This window comes from Aeromonas enterica (assembly GCF_054052465.1).
In genome coordinates, this window is sequence record NZ_JBSTYL010000006.1 from 184355 (window position 1) to 205621 (window position 21267).

Sequence of the window (21267 nt, forward strand, 5' to 3'; positions counted from 1 at the left end):
ATGACCAAGGTACGTCCACGCTCCCTGTTGCAAGTGGTATTGATGGGCTTTGTCCTGGTATTGATGCCGCTGGGCGGCATGATCTGGCACGACAGCCAGGCCCTTGAACACCTCAGTCAACTGACCAGCGATGAGCTGGAACGGGCGGTGCGCGATACCCGACGAGCGACGCTGCTGACTACCCAGGCCATCGATCTGGAACGAACTCTTCGTCGTTATGCCGTGCTGGGGGACGAACGCATTCTGGCCAGCTACCAGCAGCAGCTGGCGAGCTATCGCAGCCTGCTCGCCGACCATCAGATCTCGATCCCGGATGCCGAGGCTTACACGGGTCTCGAGCAGGCGCTGACCTGGCTCGACAGCCTGCAGGATCTGACTCGTGCCAAAGCTGAGTCGACCAGTCCGAAATTTGATGAATTCAATCATGTGAATCAGCAGCTTGAGATAATTACCCGCAGCCAGGTTGACGAGCACGTGAGCCGGGTGCGGGCCACCATCGCCGATCTGATGACGGAGATCTGGTGGGTCAGCGGTTTCGTGGCCGTGCTCAGCCTGCTGATGGTATTGCTGTTCACCTATCTGATCATTCACCCTGTACGTCAGATTGAGTCGCGGATCTTGAGCCTGGGTGCTGGTGTGGAGCCGGACAAACGCCCGGTGGACGGGCCAGCCGAACTGGTGTTGTTGGGGGAGCGGATCGGCTGGTTGCACGACAAGTTGAAGGAGCTGGAGCAGCAGAAATATCAGTTCCTGCGTCATGTCTCCCACGAGTTGAAAACCCCGCTGGCGGTGCTGCGGGAGGGGGCAGACCTGCTTTCAGAGCAGCTTGTAGGGCCGCTGACCCCGGATCAGCAGGAGATCTGCCAGATGCTGGAGGAGAACAGTCGCAGGTTGCAGACTCTGATCGAACGCCTGCTCGATTTCAACCGCCTCAGCCAGCAGGAGGTGTTCAGCTTGACCCCGGTGGCGCTGGCGCCCCTGTTGTCAGAATTATCTGCCGAGTACCGGCTGGCGCTGGAATCCAAACAAATCAGTGTACACTTGCCGACCGATCCAATCAGGCTGCAGGCTGAGCCGTATCGTTTACGGCTAATCCTAGATAATCTGTTTTCCAATGCGGTCAGTTATGGCGCCAAGGGGGGGCAGATCTGGGTCCGCGCCGGGCAGGATGCCAATGGCGGCTGGTTGGAGGTGGCCAATGAAGGGCCCGCCATTCCGGTGGCCGAGCGAGAACGGATCTTCGAGCCGTTCGAGCAGGGCAGCATAGTGCGGCAAGGTTTGTTGAAGGGCTCCGGTATGGGGCTCTCCATCGCTCGCGAGTCGGCGATGAGTCTTGGCGGCGAGTTGGTATTGGTTGAAGATGAACAGGCTGATGTCTGTTTCCGGTTGACGTTGAAGTGAAGCTTAAGATGAAACTATGTGTTGTTCCGGTATTGATGATGGGCCTGCTCACAGGCTGTTCTCTGTTGCCAGTGCGTGAACCGGTGGCGTCGTCAGATCACGCCCTCGCCAAGCGGATGGAGTTTGCCAACAAGGAGATGCAGGTGCGCCTGCAGTACTCGGACTGGTTGCTCGCCAGCCACGCCCAGCAGCGGGTGCAGGAGCGTCAGCGCCTCAAGGGGGCGACCGACATCGAGAGCCGGGTCAGTTTGGCCATGGTCAACACCCACCCGTCTGAATCGGTGGCAAATCGCCGGGCCGGGCTGGACAAACTCAAGAGCCTGCTGCCCGAGCTGGGATTGGATGCCCAGGCCTTCCTGCGCAGCTGGATCGCCCTCGGCGAGGAGTTGTTGTTGCGCGACAGCCGACGGGACGATCAGAGCCAGGAGGTGCAGCGTTTGCGCCGCCAGATAGAGCAGCTCTCCGCCATCGATGAACAGCTCAATCAGCGCAAGTTGAACGGCAATGGCGAGGCGCTGAAATGAGTCGCATCCTGCTGGTCGATGACGATGTCAGCCTGCTCAAACTGATGAGCATGCGCCTGCGCAGCCAGGGCTACGAGGTGGATACCGCCGATAGCGCCGAAGGGGCGTTGGACCGGCTGCGTCAGCAACGAGCCGACCTGGTGCTGAGTGATCTGCGCATGACCGGCATGGACGGGCTGGCGCTATTCGAGCGTATCCAGTCCCAGTGGCTGGGGCTGCCGGTCATCATCATGACTGCTCACGGCACCATACCGGACGCCATTCAGGCCACCCGTTCCGGGGTGTTCAGTTTTCTTACCAAGCCCATCGACAAGGATGAGCTGTTCGCCACCATAGAACATGCGCTGAGCCTGACGCGCCCAAAGCAGCAACAGGAGTGGCAATCTCTGATCCTGACTCGCAACCCGCAGATGGAGCAGTTGCTGATCCAGGCCAACAGCATCGCCGGCATGGAAGTGCCTGTGCTGATCATGGGTCCGTCCGGTTCCGGCAAGGGGGTGATGACCCAGGCGCTGCATCAGGCCAGCAGTCGTCGTGACAAGCCGCTGCACGCCATCAACTGTGCGGCCCTGCCGTGGCCGGCACTGGACCTGCAGTTGTTCGGCGAGGACGGTCAATCCGGTCTGTTCGAGCAGGCCAAGGGGGCGACCCTGTTTCTCGATGAAATCGGGGATCTGTCGGAGTCCTTGCAGGCCAAGCTGCTGCAGGTGCTACAGGAGTATGGGCAGGGGACCCCGGAGGTGAGGGTCATCAGCTCCAGCCACCAGGATCTGGTGGCGGCGATGGAGGAGGGACGCTTTCGGGAGGATCTTTTCTATCGCCTCAACGTGGCGAACATCACATTGCCCCCCCTTAGCGCCCGCAGCGAAGACATCCCGCTGCTGGCCAGACAGGCACTGGACGAATACCGCAGCCGGCACGGCGACTGCGCCGCCCTTGGCTTCTCGCCGGAGGCTCTGGCCTTGCTGGCGGCCGCGGGTTGGCCCGGCAACGTGCGCCAGCTTTACAGCGTAGTGGAACAGTTGGCCAGCCTCTGCTGCAGCCCGGTGATCGGTGCCGCCATGGTGGAGTCCGCCCTGAGCGGTGGCAGCGGTGGCATCCCCTCGTTCAACGAGGCGCGGGCCGAGTTCGAGAAGGAGTATCTGATCCGCCTGCTGCGCACCACTGAGGGCAACGTAACACTGGCGGCCAACATGGCGGGCAGAAATCGTACCGACTTTTACAAGTTATTGAATCGGCACGGTATAGAGGCAGCAAACTTCAAGTCGAAGGGATGAGTCGGAGTGTATAGATCTGGGTTCCGGCGAAGGATTATCCGCCAGTGAACGCCACTCAGGCCGGATCGACCACGGCGGTGGCGGCTTGGGCTTTCTGGGTTTTCTGGGAGAGCCAGAGGCCGCTCGCCTTCATCAGATAACCAAACAGCGCGCCAATCACCAGAGAAGGCAGTATCAGTCGCCACTCTCCCGCCGCCCCGAAGGTGGCGCAGCAACCGGCGAAGGTGCCGGGAATGTAACCGAGCCACTGCTGTTTGGCCTGCACGCACATCAGGGTTGCGACCACTCCCGTCATCATGTAGCCCGCCACACCGGCCCCCCACCAGGCATCCCCATGGATCAGCAGCAGGGCCCACAACATGCCGCTGACATTGCACAGCATGGTCTGCAGCAGTGCCTTGTAGCCACCACTGGAGGCGAAGTAGCTGGTACAGCCGAGGAAGCCGACCCAGGAGATGAGGCCGAGGGCGACGGCGACCCAGCCCCAGAAGGCGGAGAGGATCCCGGTCGTGATGGCGATGGCGATCAATGGGCTCATGGTGTGACTCTTCAGTAGTGACATCTGGAAAAGGGGGGAGCCTACCCCTCGCAGGAGGGGCGGCAAGCAGGGGCGGAATTGTGTGTGATCTTCATCACTCATTTCAACTCAGGAATACGCTTGCGCTCGCGAAAAAAATTCATTGGTGGTGCTTTTGACCCTGCGCCATAGTTAGAGGCCCTGTCCTGCTCATGGAGTGAGTCTGATGGTGCCAAATGTGATCGTTCCTCTGCTGGTATTCGTAGTCCTGTTCCTGGTCGGTACCATGGCCAAGGCCCTGCCCCTGCACCAGCTCATGTAAATTGGTGTGAAATAAAACTTGGCCGGGGCGGGTCTTATGGTTGTCACCCTCATAGCCCCGGGAGTTTTTCCATGTTGATCAAGTACCACTCTTCCCATCATCCCGCCGAACAGGATGTCACCCCGGAGGCTGTCTATCAGGATCGTCGTCTCATCCTGAAGGGACTCGGGCTGGGGGCTGCCACCCTGGCGTTTCCCACTCAGGCGGGTGTGCTTGATCTCTTCTCCGCCGACAAGCCGACTCCTGCCGCCGCAACCAGGCCACTCAACATCCGTGCCGCCGCTCGCCCAGAAGGAGTGATTATCACCCCGGAGGAGAAGGCCACCACCCACAACAACTTCTATGAGCTGGGCACCGACAAGGGGGATCCGGCTCGCAACGGTCACACCCTTAAACCCGAGCCCTGGCAGTTGCGGGTGGAGGGGGAGGTGGCCAAACCCTTCACCCTGGATGTGTGGGATCTCATCAACAAGAACACGCTCGAGGAGCGGATCTACCGGCTGCGCTGTGTGGAAGCGTGGTCCATGGTGTTGCCCTGGAGCGGTATCTCGCTGGCGGAACTCATTCGCCGTGCCGAGCCCAACAGTCGCGCCAAGTTCGTGGCCTTCGAAACCCTCTATGACCCCGAACAGCTGCCGGGACAGGCGTCCCGCTCCCTCGGTGGCGGCATCGATTATCCCTACGTGGAGGGGTTGCGCATCGACGAGGCGATGAACTCGCTCTCCTTCCTGGCGATGGGCCTCTACGGCAAGACGCTGCCCGCCCAGAACGGGGCCCCCATCCGGCTGGTGGTGCCCTGGAAGTACGGCTTCAAGAGCATCAAGAGCATAGTTTCCATCCGGCTGGTGGAAGAGATGCCACCGACTACCTGGAATCTGCTGGCATCGAACGAATATGGCTTCTACGCCAACGTCAATCCACAGGTGGATCACCCGCGCTGGAGCCAGGCCAGCGAACGCTTCATCGGCGAGGGGGGCATCTTTGGCGCCAAGCGTCAGCCGACCCTGATGTTCAATGGTTACGCCGACGAGGTGGCTTCACTCTATCAGGGGATGGATCTGAGAAAATGGTATTGAGATTGACGTCGACACATATCAAGGGCTTGCGGGCCATGGTGCATCTGGGCTCCCTCGGCTTTCTGCTCTGGCTGGCATACGCCCTGCCAGCCGGATTGCTGGGAGGGGATCCGGTACAGGGGCTGACCCACTATCTCGGCAAGGGAGCGTTGCACCTGCTGCTGCTCACCCTGCTGGTGTCACCGCTGGCCAAACGCTGGCGTCAGGGGCAGCTCATCAAGCTGCGCCGTCCCCTCGGGCTCTGGTGCGCGGCTTGGGCCGGGTTGCACTTTATGGTCTGGCTGGGGCTGGATCTGCAGTTCGACTGGGGCTTGATTGGCGGCGAGCTGGTGAAGCGCAGCTACATAGTGGTGGGGGCGCTGGCGCTCTTGCTGCTGGTGGCGCTGAGCCTGACCTCGATCCCGGCTCTGCTGCGGGTCATGGGGCCGGCCTGGCAGAAGCTGCACAACTGGATCTATGCCGTCGCCCTGCTGGTGCCTGTGCACTACTGGTGGTCGGTGAAGAGTGGCTGGCAGGAGCCGCTCATCTATTTGCTGCTGGCTTGTGCCTTGCTGTGGCCACGACGGGACAAGTTCCTTCGCCCTTGGCGGCAGCGTCTGCACCAGAAACTGAAAGAGGCGTGACTCATCGCTCGCTTATCCAGTCGCGCAGCGTACCGCATAGCAAAAGAGGCCTAGTCGGCCTCTTTTTTGGTGATGTCGCCCGTATAGGCATCGACCAGCAGCTGTACTCGCTGCGCTTGGGCATCCAGGGTTTCTACCTCGAATTTATCCCCTTCCAGCTGCACTTCCCGAATGTCGTGATACCCTTGGGCCAACAGCAACTTGACCAGCGCCGGCATGTCGAGACGTGCCTGGGCCGCCCAGCCAAGGGTGGAAAAGAGGCAAAAGATCAGCAGGAGACTGCGTGGGATCATATTCATTCCGGATTCATGGCTGGCAGACTATAAACGGCATTATGTTAGGTTTTTGGAGATGAATCATCCATGAATAGAGCCCTGTCTCTGCTTGGGTTGCTGTTGCCCGTGATGGTGCAGGCGACCACGCCGAACGAGGCCTTGCTGCAACAGGCGGTCAGCGAGGGTCGGATCAGGCCCTTTCATGAGGTGATGGAGGTGGCCTCCCGCCTGCCGGTGCGCGTGCTGCGCGTCGATCTGGGGGAAGAAGATGGCGTCTGGTTGTATGAGCTCAAGCTTATTGACAGCGAGAACAGTGTCATCAAGGTGGGCTATCGTGCCGACAATCTGGAAATGGTGTGGCTCAAGGGTCATCATCTGGAGCGGTTGTTCGAGCCTCGCCCTCCGCAGGAAGAAGAGTGACCCCGCTGGGCGCCCGGGCAGCCATTGCTACTCGACCCACCCTCTCCGCTGACGCAAGTGTAACCCTGCTTTGGATACCCATTTATGCGCATTCTGATAGTTGAAGATGAGAAGACTCTGGCGGGCCAGCTGGCAGAACAGCTGCGCTTGTCAGGCTTCGTGACCGATCTCTGCCACGATGGCAACGAGGCCGGTTTTCTCGGCGAGACCGAGCCCTATGACGCCATCATTCTGGATCTCGGCCTGCCCGGTCGCGATGGCCTGAGCGTGCTGAAAGAGTGGCGCAGCAAGGGGATAGATACCCCGGTGCTGGTGCTGACCGCCCGTGGCCAGCTGCACGAGAAGATTGAAGGGCTCAATGCCGGGGCCGACGACTACCTCACCAAACCGTTTCAGGTGGCCGAGCTGGTGGCGCGGGTGCAGGCGCTGGTTCGCCGGGCGGCGGGCAATGCCAGCTCGATCCTGGAGATAGGCGGAGTGCGGCTCGACATGGCGGCCTCCCAAGTGTGGTACGAAGGCACACCCATCAAGCTCACCGCCCACGAGTTCCGGGTGCTGGGTTACCTGATGCAGCACAGGGGCAAGGTGGTATCGCGCAGCGAACTTATCGACCACATCTATGCCCAGGACTTTGATCGCGACTCCAATACCGTCGAAGTGTTCATCGGCCGGATCCGCAAGAAGACCCACGCCGATCTGATTGAGACTGTACGGGGCCTCGGATACCGGATCAACGAATGAGACAGGCCTTGATGCAACTGTTGCCAGGGCGCACTGAATGAGGCTGGTACGGACCCTGCGGGGGCGGTTGGTGGTCATAGCCCTGGTCTGGTGCGGCCTGTTTCTGTTCGCCACCGGTTTCAGCCTGCAGACCATGATGCGCAACTACTGGCAGGAGGCCGAGGCCGATGGCCTGCGACTGCAGCTCTATGATTTGCTCTCCCGGCTTGAGATCCAGCCAGACGGTCTGCCCATCGTCACCGAGCCCATGGCCGACCCTCGCTTTCGCCAACCCTATTCCGGCTACTACTGGCAGCTGGAGCTGGGGGATGCCGTGGTCAACCGTTCCCGCTCCCTGTGGGATGTGCACCTCAGCGTCCACGGCCTGAAGTCGGCGTTTGGCGATCCCGACCTGTTCGTTGGCAAGGGGCCCAACAAGGAGCCCCTGTTAATCATGACTCGTGCCGTGCTGCTGCCTGGTTCGGATCGGGTGTTTACTCTGGTGATGGCCAAGGACAGCAGTGCCCTGACCCAGACCCTGAAGAAGACCCGGCTCAGCCTGTTCCTCGGTCTCGGCTTTGCCGCAACTGGCCTGGTGCTGGGCTTCATGTTCCAGATCGTCTATGGTCTGCGCCCGCTGCATTTGTTGCGCCGTGAACTGGGACGGGTGCATCAGGGTCATCAGGAGGGGTTCCGGCTGCGTTATCCGCTGGAGATCCAGCCGCTGGTGGAGGACATCAACCGCCTGCTGCACCATTACAGCGAGCTGTTGCAACGGGCCCGCTCCCACACTGGTAATCTGGCCCACGCCCTCAAGACGCCGCTCAGTATCATGCGCAATCAGGTGGCCCAGTTGTCAGCCGAGGATCAGGCCGCCATCGGCGAGCAGCTCGACCAGATCCAGCGCCACATCGACTATCACCTCGGCAAGGCACGGGTGACGGGGGCAGCCAAGATCCTCGGGGTCTCGACCCCGGTGCGGGCGCGGGTGGAGTACATCTGCCGCGCCTTCTCCCGCCTCTATCCGGGCAAGGAGGTGGATCTGCAGGTGCCCGCCAATCTGGCGGTCGGGGTGGAGGAACAGGACTTCGACGAGATGGTGGGAAATCTGCTGGAAAATGCTTTCAAGTGGTCGGCCGGTCAGCTGCGCATCTCCAGTGCCGAGCTGGGGGGCTGGATCACCCTGCGCATCGAGGATGACGGCCCCGGTATGAGCGAGGATCAGATCGCCAAGGCGGTGCTGCGTGGGGTACGCCTCGACGAGAAGGTGCCGGGTTCTGGGCTCGGCCTCAACATAGTTTCCGATCTGGCCGAGGCTTACAGAGGCAATCTCATCATGGGCCGGGCGGAATTGGGCGGTCTGGCGGCGTCTCTGTCATTGCCCAAGGTGGCCAGGGTAGAGAGCTAGGTATTCAAGCCTTGTCATGAGGCGGATGGAAGTGGGACGGTCCGTTCCCTGTCACCGCTCAAGGTGGCAAGGGGAGCAGGCCAAGCATAAAATAAGACACACTTGTTCAAGCCTGAGGAAGGGTAGCAATGACAGACGATCCATGGGCACTATGTCATCTTGATGACTCGTTCGATTCCTCTGTGTTGGGGGTCAAGGGGGCTCAGCTCCAGTGGTTCGAGGACAGAGAGAGCCTGATCGAATTTCTGCTGGAAGATTTCATCGATCTGCTGGCCGATGTGGGTGAGCTGGACGAAGACGAAATCGCCAGCGCCCGCGAGCGCTTCACCTTGCTGGTAGAGCAGATCAGAGACGATCGCGGTCTGGTGGATGCGCTCAACGATCTCGCTTCCGGCCTGCGCCGCATTGCCTGGCTGGGGCCGCTCTCCGAGCTGGCCGAGGTCAGCGACGACTTCGCCGCCGGCCTGCGCCGCTATTTCTGGACCCAATATGACGGTGATGAAGATGATCCGGATGCCTGGGTGCCGGAAGAGCTTTGGCCCCAGCTGGTGGAATGTGCGGAAGAGTACATGCAAGAAGGTGACTTCTGAGTCACTTTGTCCATGCTCCGGCCGCTGAGCGGGTGGCGTGTGCGGAAGAGTACATGCAGGAAGGGGATTTCTGAGTCACCACTGCCACAGCAAATGGACAGCAATAAAAAACGGCGCCTGATGGCGCCGTTTTTGTTGGTCGAGACTGATTCAGCCGTTGGTCGGTACCGCGTGGGCGGTGTTGGCCAGCGCGGGGCCTGTGTACTTCTCGATCTGCAGTTGGGCCATGTGGCCGCAGTTGCCCTGTGCCAGGCTGGAGGTGCCTTCGTCGAAGGTGAGGCAGTTGACGTTGCCGTTCTTGCAAATGCTGCCTGCTTCGCCCGGCTTGGCAGGGTCGAACCAGGCCCCTTCGCAGATCCGCACCACTCCCTGACGTACATCCTCGGAGAGCAGCGCCCCCACCAAAATCTGGCCGCGCTCGTTGAAGGCGCGAACCAAATCTCCCTGCGCGATGCCGCGCGCCTTGGCATCCACAGGATGGATCATGATCGCCTCGCGATCGGCGATGGCGAACTTGTCCCGCAGCGGGGTGTTGTCGAGCTGGGAGTGCAGCCGCTGGGTCGGGTGCGAGGTGTTGAGCGACAGCGGATAACGTGCCGCTCCTTCACTCTTGACCCACTCCTTGGGCTCATACCACTTGGGATGGCCGGCGCAGTCGGCATAGCCCATCCCTGCCACCGTGTTGGAGAAGATCTCGATCTTGCCGGACGGGGTACCGAGCGGGTTGAGCAGCGGGTTCTCGCGAAAATCGGCGTGACGGATCCACTGGCGGTTTGCCTCGGGGATCGGGAAGCGGATGTAGTTGTTGGACTCCCAGAACATGTTGAACGGCGGCAGCGCCACGCGGGCACCGCGGGCCTGCGCCGCCATGCCGTCGTACATCTGTTTGAGCCACAACATCTCGTCCTTCCCTTCGGTGTACTGATCCTGCACGCCCAGCTTGGCGGCGATGGCACTGAAAATATCGAAGTCGTTGCGTGACTCGTGCTGGGGCGGCACGCACTGGTGCATCGGGAACACATAGCGCTGGGAGTAGTCGCCGCCCATCTCCAGATCGTTGCGCTCGTAGCTGGTGGTGGCCGGCAGCACGATATCGGCGTGCTTGGCGGTGGCGGTCCAGTAAGGCTCGTGGACGATCACGGTCTGCGGCTTGCGCCACGCCTGCAGCAGATTGTTGGTGTCCTGATGGTGGTGGAAGGGGTTGCCGCCCGCCACGTAGACCAGCTTGATGTCCGGATAGGTCACCTTGCGACCATTGAAGTCGATGGTCTTGCCCGGGTTGGCGAGACAGTCGGCGATGCGTGCCACCGGGATCGGTGCCGGACTGCTCTTCGGTGCGTTGCCGGCGGAGATACCCGCCAGAATCCCCCCCTTGGCGGTGGGACTGCCGCCGGAGGAGTAGTGATAGCTGAAGCCGTAGCCGCCGCCCGGCAGGCCGATCTGGCCCAACATGGAAGCCAGGGTCACCAGCATCCAGTTCGGCTGTTCGCCATGCTGCTGACGTTGCATGCCCCAACCGGCCATGATCATGGTGCGCTTGGCCGCCATGTCGAGGGCCAGCTGGCGAATCACCTTGGCATCGACGCCGCAGACGCTGCTCGCCCACTCGGCGCTCTTCGGCTGACCGTCATCCTTGCCCAGCAGGTAGGCGAGGAACTTGTCGAAGCCGACGGTGTAGCGATCAAGGAAGGCCTGGTCGTGCTTCTGCTCGGTATACAGGGTGTGAGCTACCCCCAGCATCATGGCCACGTCGGTATAGGCGTTCGGGGCAATCCACTCGGCCCCGGCCAGCTTGGCGGTCTCGTTGTAAACGGGGTCGATGCTGATGATGCGGGTGCCCTTCTCCTTCAGTGCCTGGAAGCCGGCCTGACCCTCGTGGTCTGGCATGTTCCAGCTGTTCTTCAGGGTGACCTGGGCGTTGACCCCCCACAGCACCACCAGTTCGGCGTGCTCGACCACGTTGGGCCAGGCGGTCTGCTGCTCATACACCTCGATGGAGCCCATCACGTGGGACATGATCACCTGGGCTGCGCCGGTAGAGTAGTCACCGGCATAGCCGGTGAAGCCGCCGGAGAGGTTCATCAGGCGGTGCAGCAGGGTGCGGCTGTTGTGGAACATGCCGACGCTTTTCCAGCCATAGGAACCGGCATGAATCGCCTGCGGGCCAAAGTCGCTCTGCACCCGGCCTATCTCGCCGGCCACCAGTTCGATCGCCTTGTCCCAGCTCACCCGCACCCATTCGTCGGCGCCGCGCAGCTCGGGTTTGGCGCCCGGGCCGTGTTCCAGCCAGCTCTTGCGCACCATGGGGTACTTGATGCGGTTCTTGGCGTGCACCTGATAGGGGGCCATGTCGATGAGATCGTTCGGCGCCGGATCATCGGCCACCGGCTGGACGCGCACCATGCGACCATCCTCGACGATCGCCTCGAAGGCACCCCAGTGGGCGCCGGTCAGAATGCCTTTCTGGGCCGGGACCAGAGTCGGGAACTGGCTCAATGCGGTGCTGATGGCCTGTGCCAGCGCACTTTTGGGGAAAATGCCGCCGAGCAGGGGCAGGGCCGCGCAGGCGCCGAGTCCCTTGAGCAGATTGCGGCGGGACAGATTGGTCTTCTTGTCGTTGAAAAAAGTCATAACGGTTTTCCTCTGTTCCAGCCTTAGTGTGCCGCGTTCATGTCACTGGCATGCTTCTGGACATACTGGGTCAGCATGCGAGCCTGTTCCGGGGTCAGGGAGGTACGAGATTCCATCCCCTTGATGACACCGATCCACTGGTTGGCATTGAAGTGATCCAGCGCGGTGAGGCCGTGGCAGCCGGTACAGTTGTTGGACATCAGGGTGGAGGCGTATTGCCACAGCTTGCCCTGATCGCCGATGAGCTGGGTCTGGTCTACCCAGGCGGTCAGCTTGACCTGATGCCAAGTGAGGTTGGTGGCGTTGTCGGTTTCGCTCTGGCCAGTGACCAGCGCCTTCTTGGCTGCATCGCCGACCAGTACGCTGAGGATCCGTTTGCCCGGCGCGGCATAGAACACTTCGCTCACCCCGTCCTGTTGCCAGCCTTCGATCTGCACCTGGGCGCGACCATTCTCGTTGGCCAGTACTTCCACCTTGGTGGAGGGCATCAGGGTGCCTTCGTCCGTCTTGGCGGCGGCATCGAGGAACAGCGGGGTGGTGGCGATGGCGTAGCGGGTGGTGACGTTGGCCGGGGTCTGGGCCGCAGCCTGCGCCAGCTCGCTCGCGCCGGCAGCAGCCAGGCCGCTCATGTCAGGCATGATGTGGGCGACACCGCGGTGGCAGTCGATACAGGTCTGGCCCTCCTTGATAGCGACCGGGTGTTCGGCACGGGCATTGGGACGCTGGGCCAGAATGTCCATCGCCGTATAGCTGTGGCAGCTGCGGCAGGTAGCCGAGTCGTTGGCCTTGAGCTCGTCCCAGACGGATTGGGCCATCCGCAGCTTATGCGATTCGTATTTTTCCGGGGTGTCGAGGGTGCCGATCGCCTCGTGATAGATATCCTTCACGGCGCGGATCTTGGTCCACAGATAGGCGCTGGGTTCATTGGGGATGTGGCAGTCTGCACACTCGGCCCGGATGCCTTTCACGTTCTGGAAGTGAACGCTGCCCTGATACTCGGCGAGTGGGGTCTGCATGGAGTGACAGGAGACGCAGAACTCGGTAGAGCTGGTTTTATGCATCACTGTCACTGTGACACCCAGTGCCGCGACACCCAGCAGGGCCCCGAGCAGCAGGAGCCAGAACCAGGTCTTTCTCAATAATTTTCCAAGCATGGCGGCGTTTTCCTACGATCAAATATTACCAATATAGTAGTAGTCAGAGGGAGGTAGCAGCTTGACCTTCATCATGATTTTTATTTCGAAAAATTACTTTTAATTAAGATATTATTTTTGTTTTATCTTTTTTTTTGAATTTAATTTAATGTCATGCCTTTTCTCATCTCATTCTCACTCGTTCGGATCAGTTTTCATTAGATGACCCGCATGAGCATCCTGAAGGGTAGTAGCATCCTTGCTCCCGAGTCGTACCGCTGATCGACAGCGTGCCCGTGATCACCGAATCTGCGGGTGGCCGGGCTTGGGCTTTGCAAAAGGCTCGGTATATACTGTTCGCATATACAGTATCCAGGTGTGTTTGCCATGCGACTCTTTATCGCCGAGAAGCCCAGTCTGGGCCGCGCCATTGCCGATGTGTTGCCCAAGCCCCACAAGAAGGGGGAGGGCTTCATCGAGACTGCCCAGGGGGACGTGGTGACCTGGTGCATCGGTCATCTGCTGGAGCAGGCCGAGCCCGATGCCTACGACGCCGCCTTCAAGCAGTGGCGGATGGAGCAACTGCCCATCATCCCCGCCCAGTGGCAACTGGTGGCCAAGCCCAAGACCAAAACCCAGCTCACCGTCATCAAGCGGCTGATCAAGCAGGCCGACTGCGTGGTGAATGCGGGTGACCCTGACAGGGAAGGGCAACTGCTGGTGGACGAGGTGATCGATTTTCTCGGCTACCCCAAGACCAGGCCAGTACAGCGCTGCCTCATCAGCGACCTCAACCCGCCGGCGGTGCGCCGTGCCCTCGACAAGCTCAGAGACAACAAGGAGTTCGTGCCGCTGGCGGTGTCGGCGCTGGCCCGCAGCCGCGCCGACTGGCTCTATGGCATCAACATGACCCGCGCCTACACCCTGCTCGGTCGCAAGGGCGGCTGCAGCGATCTGCTGTCGGTCGGCCGGGTGCAAACTCCGCTGCTGGGGCTGGTGGTGCGGCGGGATCTGGAGATAGAAGCTTTCGTGCCCAAGCCCTTTTACGAGGTGCTGGCCCATGTGGTGACTGAAGGTAACGAGCGCTTCAGTGCCAAGTGGCTGCCTTCCGAGGCCTGCCTGCCCTGGCAGGATGAGGAGGGGAGGGTGCTCAACCGGGCGCTGGCGGAGAAAGTGGTCAGTCGAATCAATGGCCAACCTGCATCGGTGGAAGAGGTCGAGGAGCAGGCCCGCAAGCAGACGGCGCCGCTGCCCTACAACCTCTCCAGCCTGCAGATCGATGCCGCCAAGCGTTTTGGCATGGATGCCAAGCGGGTGTTGGATGTCTGCCAGGGGCTTTACGAGCGCCACAAGCTCATCACTTATCCCAGATCCGACAGCCGTCACCTGCCGAGCGATCACTTTAACCGCGCTGGCCAGGTACGGGATGCCATCGCCGCGACCGCGCCGGCGCTCGCCAGAGCGGTGAGCGAGGCGGACGGCAAGATCCGCAGCAAGGCGTGGAACGACAGCAAGGTGGATGCCCACCACGCCATCATCCCCACCGAAAAGAGCGGCAACGAGACCAGCCTCAGCGGCGATGAGGCCAAAATCTACGGTCTGGTGGCGCGCCAATACCTGCTGCAGTTCTATCCACCGTTCGAGTACAACGACAGCAAGGTGCTGCTGCGTATCGCGGGCGGTCTGTTCCAGGCCAAGGCGCGGCGGATCCTCAAGGCCGGCTGGAAGGCCCTGCTGGGGGTGGAAGAGGATGACGACGAAGAGAAAGCCGGTACCCTGCCCGCCCTGAAAGAGGGGGAGCAACTGCTGTGCGAGCGCGGCGAGCTGCTGGAGAAGATGACCCAGGCGCCCAAGTCGTTCACCGATGCCACCCTGCTGGCCGCCATGACTGGCATAGCCCGCTACGTGCAGGATCCCGAGATCCGCAAGACACTGCGTGAGACCGACGGCCTCGGCACCGAGGCGACCCGGGCGGGGATCATCGATCTGCTGTTCAAGCGCCGTTTTCTGGTGCGCCAGGGCAAGAGCATCAAGGGCACACCCACCGGACGGGCGTTGATCCTGGCGCTGCCTGCCACAGCTACCACTCCGGACATGACGGCCCTGTGGGAGCAGAGCCTGGGCCAGATTGCCGAACGGCACGCCAGCTACCAGCAATTTATGGGGCCGCTGACGGATCAGTTGAACGCCTTGATAGAGGGTGCCAGGCAGGACTCTGGCGCCAGTTTCAGCGCTTTGCCCAAGGCAGCGCCGGGGGCCAGCAAGCAGCGCTTCACCCGCCGCAAGAGCAGCGCGGGGACGGTGGGTACAGCTCGCAAGAGTGCGGGCAAGCGGCCAGCCAAAGCCAAGGTGGCCTGAGCGGTTGAGCAGGGTGTCTATACCGAGCAAGAGAAAGGGGCCATGATGGCCCCTTTCTCTTGCTGATGCGGGCTCAACCCGTATAGACCCCCTCTTCCGGGTACTTGATACGGGTCTCGCTCGGGCGTGCCAGCATGAAAGCCAGGGTCAGCGGGCCGAGACGACCGCAGATCATCACCAGCACCAGAATGAGCTTGCCCGGCTCGCTCAGACCGGCGGTGATGCCGGTGGATAATCCCACAGTGGCAAACGCCGATATGGTCTCGAACATGATCTTGTCGAAGGATTGCTGCTCCGTGAGCATAAGCAGAAACATGGCCAGCATCAGCACCATGGTGCTGACGATGATGATGGCCAGCGAGCGGGTCACTATCTGGGGCGACAGGGTCCGGCCAAAGGCGGTGACGTGGGGTCGCTTGGTCAGGAATGCCCTGGTCGCCAGCAGCACAACCGCAAAGGTGGTCACCTTGATACCGCCACCAGTAGAGGTGGCACCAGCGCCGATAAACATCAGCATCATCATGAACAGCAAGGAAGCCGGTACCATCTGACCCACGTCGATGGAGTTGAAACCCGCAGTCCGCGTACTGGTGGACTGGAAGAAGGCTGCCAGCCATTGGCCGCCGAGGGAGGCCTTGCCGAGGGTGCCCGGGTTGTTGTGCTCCAGTAGCCAGAACATCAGGGTGCCCAGCAGCAGCAGGGTCGGCGTCATGATCAGCATCAGCTTGCTGTGCAACTTCAGCTTGCGCCAGCGGCGGTTGCGCACCAGATCGACGATGACGGTGAAGCCAATCCCCCCCAGGATGATCAACGCCGCTATGGTCAGGCTGATGATGGGGTCGTCTCGGTAGTCCATGAGATTGTTCGCGAACAGCGAGAAACCGGCGTTGTTGAAGGCCGATACCGCGTGGAAGAAGCTGACATAGAGGCCGCGCTCCCAACCCATCTCGGGCACCCAGCGTATGGCCATCAGGCCGGTGCCAATCAGCTGGGCGATAAAGGCGAACAGCACGATGCGTTTCACCAGTTGGATGATGTTGACCGAGCCCTCCTGGCCCAGTGCCTCCTTGGCCAGCACCTGCTGGCGCAGACCGACTCGTTTGCTGAACATGGCGATCAGCAGCAGCGTCATGGTCATCTGGCCCAGGCCACCAATCTCCATCAGCATCAGCAGGAAGATTTGCCCCTGCAGGGTGAAGGCGGTGCCGGTATCCACCACCCCAAGGCCGGTTACGCTGATGGCCGAGGTGGCGGTGAACAAAGCGTTGACGAAGGTGACCTCGCCATTGTGGCTGGAGGGTTGCACCAGAAACAGGGTACCGACCAGTAATATGATCAGGAAACTGCCCAGGATCAGCTTTGCCTCGCTCCAGCGGGACTCATCGTCCCGGTGCAGGGCGAAGGCGTAGCTGCTACGCCAGCGTGTCATAAGGTTTCCAGCCAGTGGTCGATGGCGTGCTTGTTGCCCGCCAGGATCAGGATGTCACCCAGTTGCAACTCCATCTTGCCGGTCAGCACGTTGTGCAGCACCTGGCCACGCTTGATGGCCAGCAGTTGCAGATCTGTCTGTTGCAGCAGGTGCAGCTCGGCCAGGGTGCGGCCATTTTGCGGCAGACCTATGACGAACTCGGTCAACACCATGTCGTGACCCAGCTCCAGATAGTCGAACAGCCGGTTGTCCAGCATGCTCTGGGCGACCCGACGGCCCATGTCCCACTCGGGGTTGATCACCTTGTCTGCACCGACCTTTTGCAGGATCTTGGCGTGGAACTTGTCGCGCGCCTTGACCCAGACCTTTTTTACCCCGGCTTCTTTCAGCACCAGCGTGGTGAGTATGCTGGTCTCGAGGTTGTCGCCTATGGCGACGAAGACGATGTCGAAATTGGCCAGCCCCAGTTCGGCCACCGTGGCCTCATCGGTCGCATCGGCGACGATGACATGGTTGCAGAGGGTGGCGATCTGGCGAGTCTTGCTCTCGTCGATATCAATCGCCAGCACCTCGGCATCCTGCCGTTGCAGCTCTTCGCACAGGGCGCTGCCAAACAGTCCCAGGCCGATGACGGCAAATTGGTTGTTCATGAGTACTTCCTCAACAGTCGGAGCCGCATACTCTACTCCAGCGGATCGAGTCCGAAAAGAGGGTCGCATTTTTCGTCCGGCGGCAATATAAGGTAGACTGCCCGCTTGCCATTGTCGGGACACGCAGATGAAACTCACCCCTCACGCCTCCTTGTTGACGCTCAACACCCTTGCCCTCGATGCCCATTGCCTCTGGCTGGCGGAGGTGGAGCAGGTCGACGACCTGCAGCAACTCGTGACCAACCCTGAACTGACCGATCTGCCGCGCCTGGTGCTGGGTGGCGGCAGCAATGTGCTGTTTTGCAATGATTTTGCCGGTCTGGTTGTGCTCAACCGTTTGAAGGGCATCCAGCTGCAGGATGAAGGGGATCACTGGTTGCTGCACGTGGCGGCCGGGGAGGAGTGGCATCAACTGGTGTGTCACGCCTTGCAACAGGGCTGGTTCGGCCTGGAGAACCTGGCCCTGATCCCGGGCACGGTCGGCGCTGCGCCTGTGCAGAATATCGGCGCCTACGGAGTCGAGCTGGCCAGATTCTGTGCCTATGTCGAGGCGTTCAACTGGCAGAGTGGCCAGTTGGAACGCATCACTGCCGACGATTGTCACTTCGGCTACCGCGACAGCATTTTCAAGCACGCCTGTCAGGATTCTCATTTTATCACCGCCGTTGGCCTGCGCCTGCCCAAAGCCTGGACGCCGGTGCTGGGTTACGGCCCGCTGGCGGCGCTCGGGGACGCGCCCACCGCACAGGCGATCTTCGATACCGTCTGCGCCACCCGCCAGGCCAAGCTGCCGGATCCCGCCGTGCTCGGCAACGCGGGCAGCTTCTTCAAAAATCCGGTGGTGTCCGCTGCACTGGCCGAGTCGCTCAAACAGCGCTATCCGCAGATGCCCTGCTATCCTGCCGGGGAAGGACAGGCCAAGCTGGCTGCAGGCTGGCTGATCGATCAGTGCGGCCTCAAGGGCTTTGCCATCGGCCGCGCCGCCGTCCATCAGGAGCAGGCGCTGGTGCTGGTCAATCTGGGGGGGGCCAGTGCCATGGAGCTCATCGCCCTGGCGGCCCACGTGCGCGACAGCGTGGAGCAGAAATTCGGAGTGGTGCTGGAGCACGAGGTGCGCTTCATGGGCCTGACCGGTGAGACCTGGCTCGATGAGGTACTGGCATGACGCTGACTCCCACCAGGCAGACGCTGATCACCCTGCTCAGCGATGGTCAGTTCCACTCCGGCGAGCAGCTTGGCGAGCAACTCGGCATCAGTCGTGCGGCCGTGAGCAAGCACATGGCCGCCCTCAAGGAGCTGGGTCTGGATCTGTTCAGTCTGACCGGCAAGGGCTATCGGCTGGCGGTGCCCATGGCGTTGTACGATCAGGTGCAGTTGCAGGCGCTGGCTCCCATGGCGCCGGTGCACTGCTTCCCGGTGATCGATTCTACCAACCAGTACCTGCTGGAGCGGGTCAACCAGCTGCAGTCCGGCGAGAGCTGTCTGGCCGAGTGCCAGACAGCGGGGCGCGGTCGCCGTGGCAAGCTTTGGGTCTCCCCCTTTGGCTGCCAGCTGATCCTCAGCATGTACTGGCGGCTCGAACAGGGCATGGCGGCAGCCATGGGCCTGAGTCTGGCGGTCGGAGTGGCCGTGGTGCAGGCGCTGGAGTCGCTCGGTTATCCGGGCGTGGAGTTGAAGTGGCCGAACGATCTCTATTATCAGGGCCGCAAGCTGGCGGGCATTCTGGTGGAGATGAGCGGTAGCGCCGGTGCCAGCTGCAACCTGGTGATCGGGGTAGGCCTCAATCTGGCGATGCCGGCCCGGGAGGGGGAACGGATCGATCAGGCCTGGTCCGAGCTGCGCCACATACAGCCGGAACTGGTGGAGCGCAACCTGCTGGCCGCCCGCATGCTCGAGCACCTGCAACAAGCCCTGCTGACCTTCGAGCAGAGCGGCCTGGCCAGCTTTGTCGACGACTGGAACCGGCTCGATCACTTCGCTGGCCGGCCGGTGCGGCTCCTGATGGGGGAGCAGGAGATCCGCGGCGTGGCTCGCGGCATAGACGATCGCGGCGCCCTGCGCCTGGAGACAGGTGAAGGGACAAGATTCTATCTGGGGGGCGAAATCTCCCTGCGCCGGGGCGACTGAGTCCTTGTCACTGCGACAACAATGAAAGAGGGGGCCTGCGGGCCCCCTCTTCGTTCAGATACTGTGTGCCTCGGTCATCACTTGCGCAGCTTGATCTGCTCGATGGCGTGCTCGTGGCCCTTGGTCAGGATCAGGTTGGCCCGTTCCCGGGTCGGCAGGATGTTTTCCTGCAGATTCAGATAGTTGATGTCTTGCCATATGGTGTTGGCAATCTTGCTGGCTTCACTCTCCGCCAGTTTGGCGTAGTGATGGAAGTAGGAGTCGGGATCCGAGAAGGCGCCGCTGCGGAACTTGAGGAAGCGCTCGACATACCAGGTACGCAGCAACTCGGCCTCGGCATCCACATAAATGGAGAAGTCGACAAAATCCGACACGAAGACCCGATGGGGTTCCTGCGGGTAATCCATGCCGCTTTGCAGCACATTGAGCCCTTCCAGGATCAATATGTCAGGCTGTTCCACCACCTTCTTCTCATCGGGGATGATGTCGTAGATGAGGTGGGAGTAGACGGGGGCCTCGACCTTCTCGTGGCCGGCCCGGATGTTGGCGACAAACTCCACCAGATGACGGATGTCGTAGGATTCCGGAAAGCCCTTGCGACGCATCAGGCCGCGCTCTTCCAGCACTTGGTTGGGATAGAGGAAGCCATCCGTGGTGACCAGCTCCACCCTTGGGTGTTCGGGCCAGCGTTCCAGCAGTGCCTGCATGATACGGGCCGTGGTGCTCTTTCCCCCCGCTACGCTGCCGGCAATGCTGATGATGTAGGTGCCCTTGCCGCGGGACTGGCCGAGGAACTGTTCCAGCACCCGGCTGCGGCGCTGCTTGGCCTTGACGTAGAGATTGAGCAGGCGGGAGAGGGGCAGATAGATCTCTTCTACTTCCTGCAATGACACCTTCTCGTTGATCCCGCGCAGGGTCTGCAGATCGTGTTCGGTCAGGGTCAGGGGGACAGCATCGCGCAATAACGCCCATTGTTCGCGGGTGAATTGCAGATAGGGGTTATGCTCTGTCGTCATGGTGTCATCACTGTTTCTTGGGCAGGGCGACCATACACCAAGGGGTGGGGAGCGACAAGAGACGTGGCGGATTCGAGCAGAGAGTGAGTCCTTTTTTGCATACTTCCCGGCAATAATGCACATTTTGCAAGGTGCAATGGTTGCATCCCCAAAATCCTTACAATAAAATGCGCGACGCTTGGATGTCTGTCGCCTATTTGCCCGGCAAAAGCGACAAAACAACGGGTGCAAGCAGAATTACCGTTGTGGCATTTATGCATCGGAGGGGTTCCCGAGCGGCCAAAGGGATCAGACTGTAAATCTGACGGCTCTGCCTTCGAAGGTTCGAATCCTTCTCCCTCCACCATATTTCTCTGCGGTTTGAGTTCTTTGGGTTAGAGAAATGCGGGCATCGTATAATGGCTATTACCTCAGCCTTCCAAGCTGATGATGCGGGTTCGATTCCCGCTGCCCGCTCCAAGATGCTGATATGGCTCAGACGATACCAAGAGTCACACCTCCGGGTGAGTTCGGCAATCGAACCTGGCTGTCAGCACCGTTCTCTCTTCCCCACCAGATTCAAATCCATCATATAAACTGTTCTGTGGTTAGCTTGCCACCGCGTACTCAGCGTTAGTTTAGAGGGACGATCATGTCTAAAGAAAAATTTGAGCGTAATAAACCGCACGTTAACGTGGGTACCATCGGCCACGTTGACCACGGTAAAACCACCCTGACCGCCGCCATCACCAACGTGCTGGCCAAGCACTTCGGTGGTAAAGCTTTCGCCT

20 protein-coding genes and 2 tRNA genes are annotated in these 21267 nt (G+C 60.9%); 15 read left to right on the forward strand and 7 right to left on the reverse strand.

Annotated elements, in window-relative coordinates; translation table 11 throughout:
• From ACW5XD_RS09455 to ACW5XD_RS09465, 3 genes are read left to right on the forward strand one after another with little or no spacing between them, the layout of a single operon-like run.
• The gene (locus tag ACW5XD_RS09455) at positions 1-1401 is read left to right on the forward strand and encodes a sensor histidine kinase (RefSeq protein ID WP_456494679.1); all 1401 of its coding nucleotides are present in this window, start codon (positions 1-3) and stop codon (positions 1399-1401) included.
• An 8-nt stretch (positions 1402-1409) separates the two neighbouring features.
• Positions 1410-1925, forward strand: coding sequence for a hypothetical protein (locus ACW5XD_RS09460; RefSeq protein ID WP_456494680.1), 516 nt, complete (start codon positions 1410-1412; stop codon positions 1923-1925).
• Complete coding sequence (locus ACW5XD_RS09465) at positions 1922-3202, forward strand: sigma 54-interacting transcriptional regulator (protein ID WP_456494681.1); 1281 nt, start codon at positions 1922-1924, stop codon at positions 3200-3202. Before ACW5XD_RS09460 ends, ACW5XD_RS09465 begins: the two co-directional genes overlap by 4 nt.
• Positions 3203-3257: 55 nt before the next feature.
• Here the strand turns inward: ACW5XD_RS09465 and ACW5XD_RS09470 are convergent, their stop codons facing one another.
• The gene (locus tag ACW5XD_RS09470) at positions 3258-3740 is read right to left on the reverse strand and encodes a DUF1097 domain-containing protein (protein WP_456494682.1); all 483 of its coding nucleotides are present in this window, start codon (positions 3738-3740) and stop codon (positions 3258-3260) included.
• A 372-nt stretch (positions 3741-4112) separates the two neighbouring features.
• On the opposite strand from ACW5XD_RS09470, the gene msrP reads away from it, so the two are divergent.
• A complete protein-coding gene (gene msrP / locus ACW5XD_RS09475; RefSeq protein WP_456494683.1) occupies positions 4113-5117 on the forward strand; it encodes a protein-methionine-sulfoxide reductase catalytic subunit MsrP in 1005 nt (334 codons plus the stop codon).
• Positions 5108-5740 carry a protein-methionine-sulfoxide reductase heme-binding subunit MsrQ gene (locus ACW5XD_RS09480; RefSeq protein ID WP_456494684.1) on the forward strand — a complete coding sequence of 211 codons (633 nt, stop codon included), beginning with the start codon at positions 5108-5110 and terminating at the stop codon, positions 5738-5740. The genes msrP and ACW5XD_RS09480 overlap by 10 nt, the downstream gene beginning before the upstream one ends.
• A 50-nt stretch (positions 5741-5790) precedes the next feature.
• Here the strand turns inward: ACW5XD_RS09480 and ACW5XD_RS09485 are convergent, their stop codons facing one another.
• Positions 5791-6039 (reverse strand): PepSY domain-containing protein, encoded by a 249-nt coding sequence (locus tag ACW5XD_RS09485; RefSeq protein WP_456494685.1) that lies wholly within the window; start codon positions 6037-6039, stop codon positions 5791-5793.
• A gap of 63 nt (positions 6040-6102) precedes the next feature.
• On the opposite strand from ACW5XD_RS09485, the gene ACW5XD_RS09490 reads away from it, so the two are divergent.
• The 4 genes from ACW5XD_RS09490 to ACW5XD_RS09505 all read left to right on the forward strand — a co-directional run bounded on the left by ACW5XD_RS09490 (position 6103) and on the right by ACW5XD_RS09505 (position 9153).
• Positions 6103-6435 (forward strand): PepSY domain-containing protein, encoded by a 333-nt coding sequence (locus ACW5XD_RS09490; protein WP_456494686.1) that lies wholly within the window; start codon positions 6103-6105, stop codon positions 6433-6435.
• An 84-nt stretch (positions 6436-6519) separates the two neighbouring features.
• On the forward strand, positions 6520-7176 hold the full coding sequence (locus tag ACW5XD_RS09495) for a response regulator transcription factor (RefSeq protein ID WP_005318517.1): 657 nt from the start codon (positions 6520-6522) through the stop codon (positions 7174-7176).
• Positions 7177-7213: 37 nt separating this feature from the next.
• Entirely contained in the window at positions 7214-8563 is a 1350-nt protein-coding gene (locus ACW5XD_RS09500) for a sensor histidine kinase (protein WP_456494687.1), read from the forward strand.
• A gap of 128 nt (positions 8564-8691) precedes the next feature.
• Entirely contained in the window at positions 8692-9153 is a 462-nt protein-coding gene (locus tag ACW5XD_RS09505) for a hypothetical protein (protein WP_456494688.1), read from the forward strand.
• A gap of 150 nt (positions 9154-9303) precedes the next feature.
• Here ACW5XD_RS09505 and torA read toward each other — a convergent pair whose 3' ends face one another.
• Positions 9304-11784 (reverse strand): trimethylamine-N-oxide reductase TorA, encoded by a 2481-nt coding sequence (gene torA / locus ACW5XD_RS09510; RefSeq protein WP_456494689.1) that lies wholly within the window; start codon positions 11782-11784, stop codon positions 9304-9306.
• 23 nt (positions 11785-11807) lie between these two features.
• A complete protein-coding gene (locus ACW5XD_RS09515) occupies positions 11808-12938 on the reverse strand; it encodes a NapC/NirT family cytochrome c (protein WP_456494690.1) in 1131 nt (376 codons plus the stop codon).
• Between the two features lie 366 nt (positions 12939-13304).
• Between ACW5XD_RS09515 and ACW5XD_RS09520 the strand changes: the two genes are divergently transcribed.
• Positions 13305-15275, forward strand: coding sequence for a DNA topoisomerase III (locus ACW5XD_RS09520; RefSeq protein ID WP_456494691.1), 1971 nt, complete (start codon positions 13305-13307; stop codon positions 15273-15275).
• A gap of 73 nt (positions 15276-15348) precedes the next feature.
• Here the strand turns inward: ACW5XD_RS09520 and ACW5XD_RS09525 are convergent, their stop codons facing one another.
• Both ACW5XD_RS09525 and ACW5XD_RS09530 read right to left on the reverse strand, forming a co-directional pair.
• The gene (locus ACW5XD_RS09525; protein WP_456494692.1) at positions 15349-16704 is read right to left on the reverse strand and encodes a TrkH family potassium uptake protein; all 1356 of its coding nucleotides are present in this window, start codon (positions 16702-16704) and stop codon (positions 15349-15351) included.
• On the reverse strand, positions 16701-17354 hold the full coding sequence (locus tag ACW5XD_RS09530; protein ID WP_456494693.1) for a potassium channel family protein: 654 nt from the start codon (positions 17352-17354) through the stop codon (positions 16701-16703). The genes ACW5XD_RS09525 and ACW5XD_RS09530 overlap by 4 nt, the downstream gene beginning before the upstream one ends.
• A 127-nt stretch (positions 17355-17481) precedes the next feature.
• Here ACW5XD_RS09530 and murB point away from each other — a divergent pair, with 127 nt between their 5' ends.
• Both murB and birA read left to right on the forward strand, forming a co-directional pair.
• Entirely contained in the window at positions 17482-18519 is a 1038-nt protein-coding gene (gene murB, locus ACW5XD_RS09535; protein WP_456494694.1) for a UDP-N-acetylmuramate dehydrogenase, read from the forward strand.
• The gene (birA, locus tag ACW5XD_RS09540; protein WP_456494695.1) at positions 18516-19481 is read left to right on the forward strand and encodes a bifunctional biotin--[acetyl-CoA-carboxylase] ligase/biotin operon repressor BirA; all 966 of its coding nucleotides are present in this window, start codon (positions 18516-18518) and stop codon (positions 19479-19481) included. The genes murB and birA overlap by 4 nt, the downstream gene beginning before the upstream one ends.
• 77 nt (positions 19482-19558) lie before the next feature.
• Here birA and coaA read toward each other — a convergent pair whose 3' ends face one another.
• On the reverse strand, positions 19559-20497 hold the full coding sequence (gene coaA / locus ACW5XD_RS09545; protein WP_043142624.1) for a type I pantothenate kinase: 939 nt from the start codon (positions 20495-20497) through the stop codon (positions 19559-19561).
• Positions 20498-20758: 261 nt separating this feature from the next.
• Between coaA and ACW5XD_RS09550 the strand changes: the two genes are divergently transcribed.
• From ACW5XD_RS09550 to ACW5XD_RS09560, 3 genes are all read left to right on the forward strand, one after another.
• Positions 20759-20843: transfer RNA gene (locus ACW5XD_RS09550), tRNA-Tyr, on the forward strand.
• 38 nt (positions 20844-20881) lie between these two features.
• Positions 20882-20956 (forward strand) — tRNA-Gly (locus ACW5XD_RS09555).
• 172 nt (positions 20957-21128) lie between these two features.
• A partial coding sequence (locus tag ACW5XD_RS09560) for a GTP-binding protein (RefSeq protein WP_256702863.1) occupies positions 21129-21267 on the forward strand: 139 nt, incomplete at its 3' end.

Excerpts from the sequence above, each read along its gene's own strand:
- ACW5XD_RS09455 (WP_456494679.1), top strand. The coding sequence starts at position 1 with ATGACCAAGGTACGTCCACGCTCCCTGTTGCAAGTGGTATTGATGGGC.
- ACW5XD_RS09460 (WP_456494680.1), top strand. The coding sequence starts at position 1,410 with ATGAAACTATGTGTTGTTCCGGTATTGATGATGGGCCTGCTCACAGGC.
- ACW5XD_RS09465 (WP_456494681.1), top strand. The coding sequence starts at position 1,922 with ATGAGTCGCATCCTGCTGGTCGATGACGATGTCAGCCTGCTCAAACTG.
- ACW5XD_RS09470 (WP_456494682.1), bottom strand. The coding sequence starts at position 3,740 with ATGAGCCCATTGATCGCCATCGCCATCACGACCGGGATCCTCTCCGCC.
- msrP (WP_456494683.1), top strand. The coding sequence starts at position 4,113 with ATGTTGATCAAGTACCACTCTTCCCATCATCCCGCCGAACAGGATGTC.
- ACW5XD_RS09480 (WP_456494684.1), top strand. The coding sequence starts at position 5,108 with ATGGTATTGAGATTGACGTCGACACATATCAAGGGCTTGCGGGCCATG.
- ACW5XD_RS09485 (WP_456494685.1), bottom strand. The coding sequence starts at position 6,039 with ATGAATATGATCCCACGCAGTCTCCTGCTGATCTTTTGCCTCTTTTCC.
- ACW5XD_RS09490 (WP_456494686.1), top strand. The coding sequence starts at position 6,103 with ATGAATAGAGCCCTGTCTCTGCTTGGGTTGCTGTTGCCCGTGATGGTG.
- ACW5XD_RS09495 (WP_005318517.1), top strand. The coding sequence starts at position 6,520 with ATGCGCATTCTGATAGTTGAAGATGAGAAGACTCTGGCGGGCCAGCTG.
- ACW5XD_RS09500 (WP_456494687.1), top strand. The coding sequence starts at position 7,214 with ATGAGGCTGGTACGGACCCTGCGGGGGCGGTTGGTGGTCATAGCCCTG.
- ACW5XD_RS09505 (WP_456494688.1), top strand. The coding sequence starts at position 8,692 with ATGACAGACGATCCATGGGCACTATGTCATCTTGATGACTCGTTCGAT.
- torA (WP_456494689.1), bottom strand. The coding sequence starts at position 11,784 with ATGACTTTTTTCAACGACAAGAAGACCAATCTGTCCCGCCGCAATCTG.
- ACW5XD_RS09515 (WP_456494690.1), bottom strand. The coding sequence starts at position 12,938 with ATGCTTGGAAAATTATTGAGAAAGACCTGGTTCTGGCTCCTGCTGCTC.
- ACW5XD_RS09520 (WP_456494691.1), top strand. The coding sequence starts at position 13,305 with ATGCGACTCTTTATCGCCGAGAAGCCCAGTCTGGGCCGCGCCATTGCC.
- ACW5XD_RS09525 (WP_456494692.1), bottom strand. The coding sequence starts at position 16,704 with ATGACACGCTGGCGTAGCAGCTACGCCTTCGCCCTGCACCGGGACGAT.
- ACW5XD_RS09530 (WP_456494693.1), bottom strand. The coding sequence starts at position 17,354 with ATGAACAACCAATTTGCCGTCATCGGCCTGGGACTGTTTGGCAGCGCC.
- murB (WP_456494694.1), top strand. The coding sequence starts at position 17,482 with ATGAAACTCACCCCTCACGCCTCCTTGTTGACGCTCAACACCCTTGCC.
- birA (WP_456494695.1), top strand. The coding sequence starts at position 18,516 with ATGACGCTGACTCCCACCAGGCAGACGCTGATCACCCTGCTCAGCGAT.
- coaA (WP_043142624.1), bottom strand. The coding sequence starts at position 20,497 with ATGACGACAGAGCATAACCCCTATCTGCAATTCACCCGCGAACAATGG.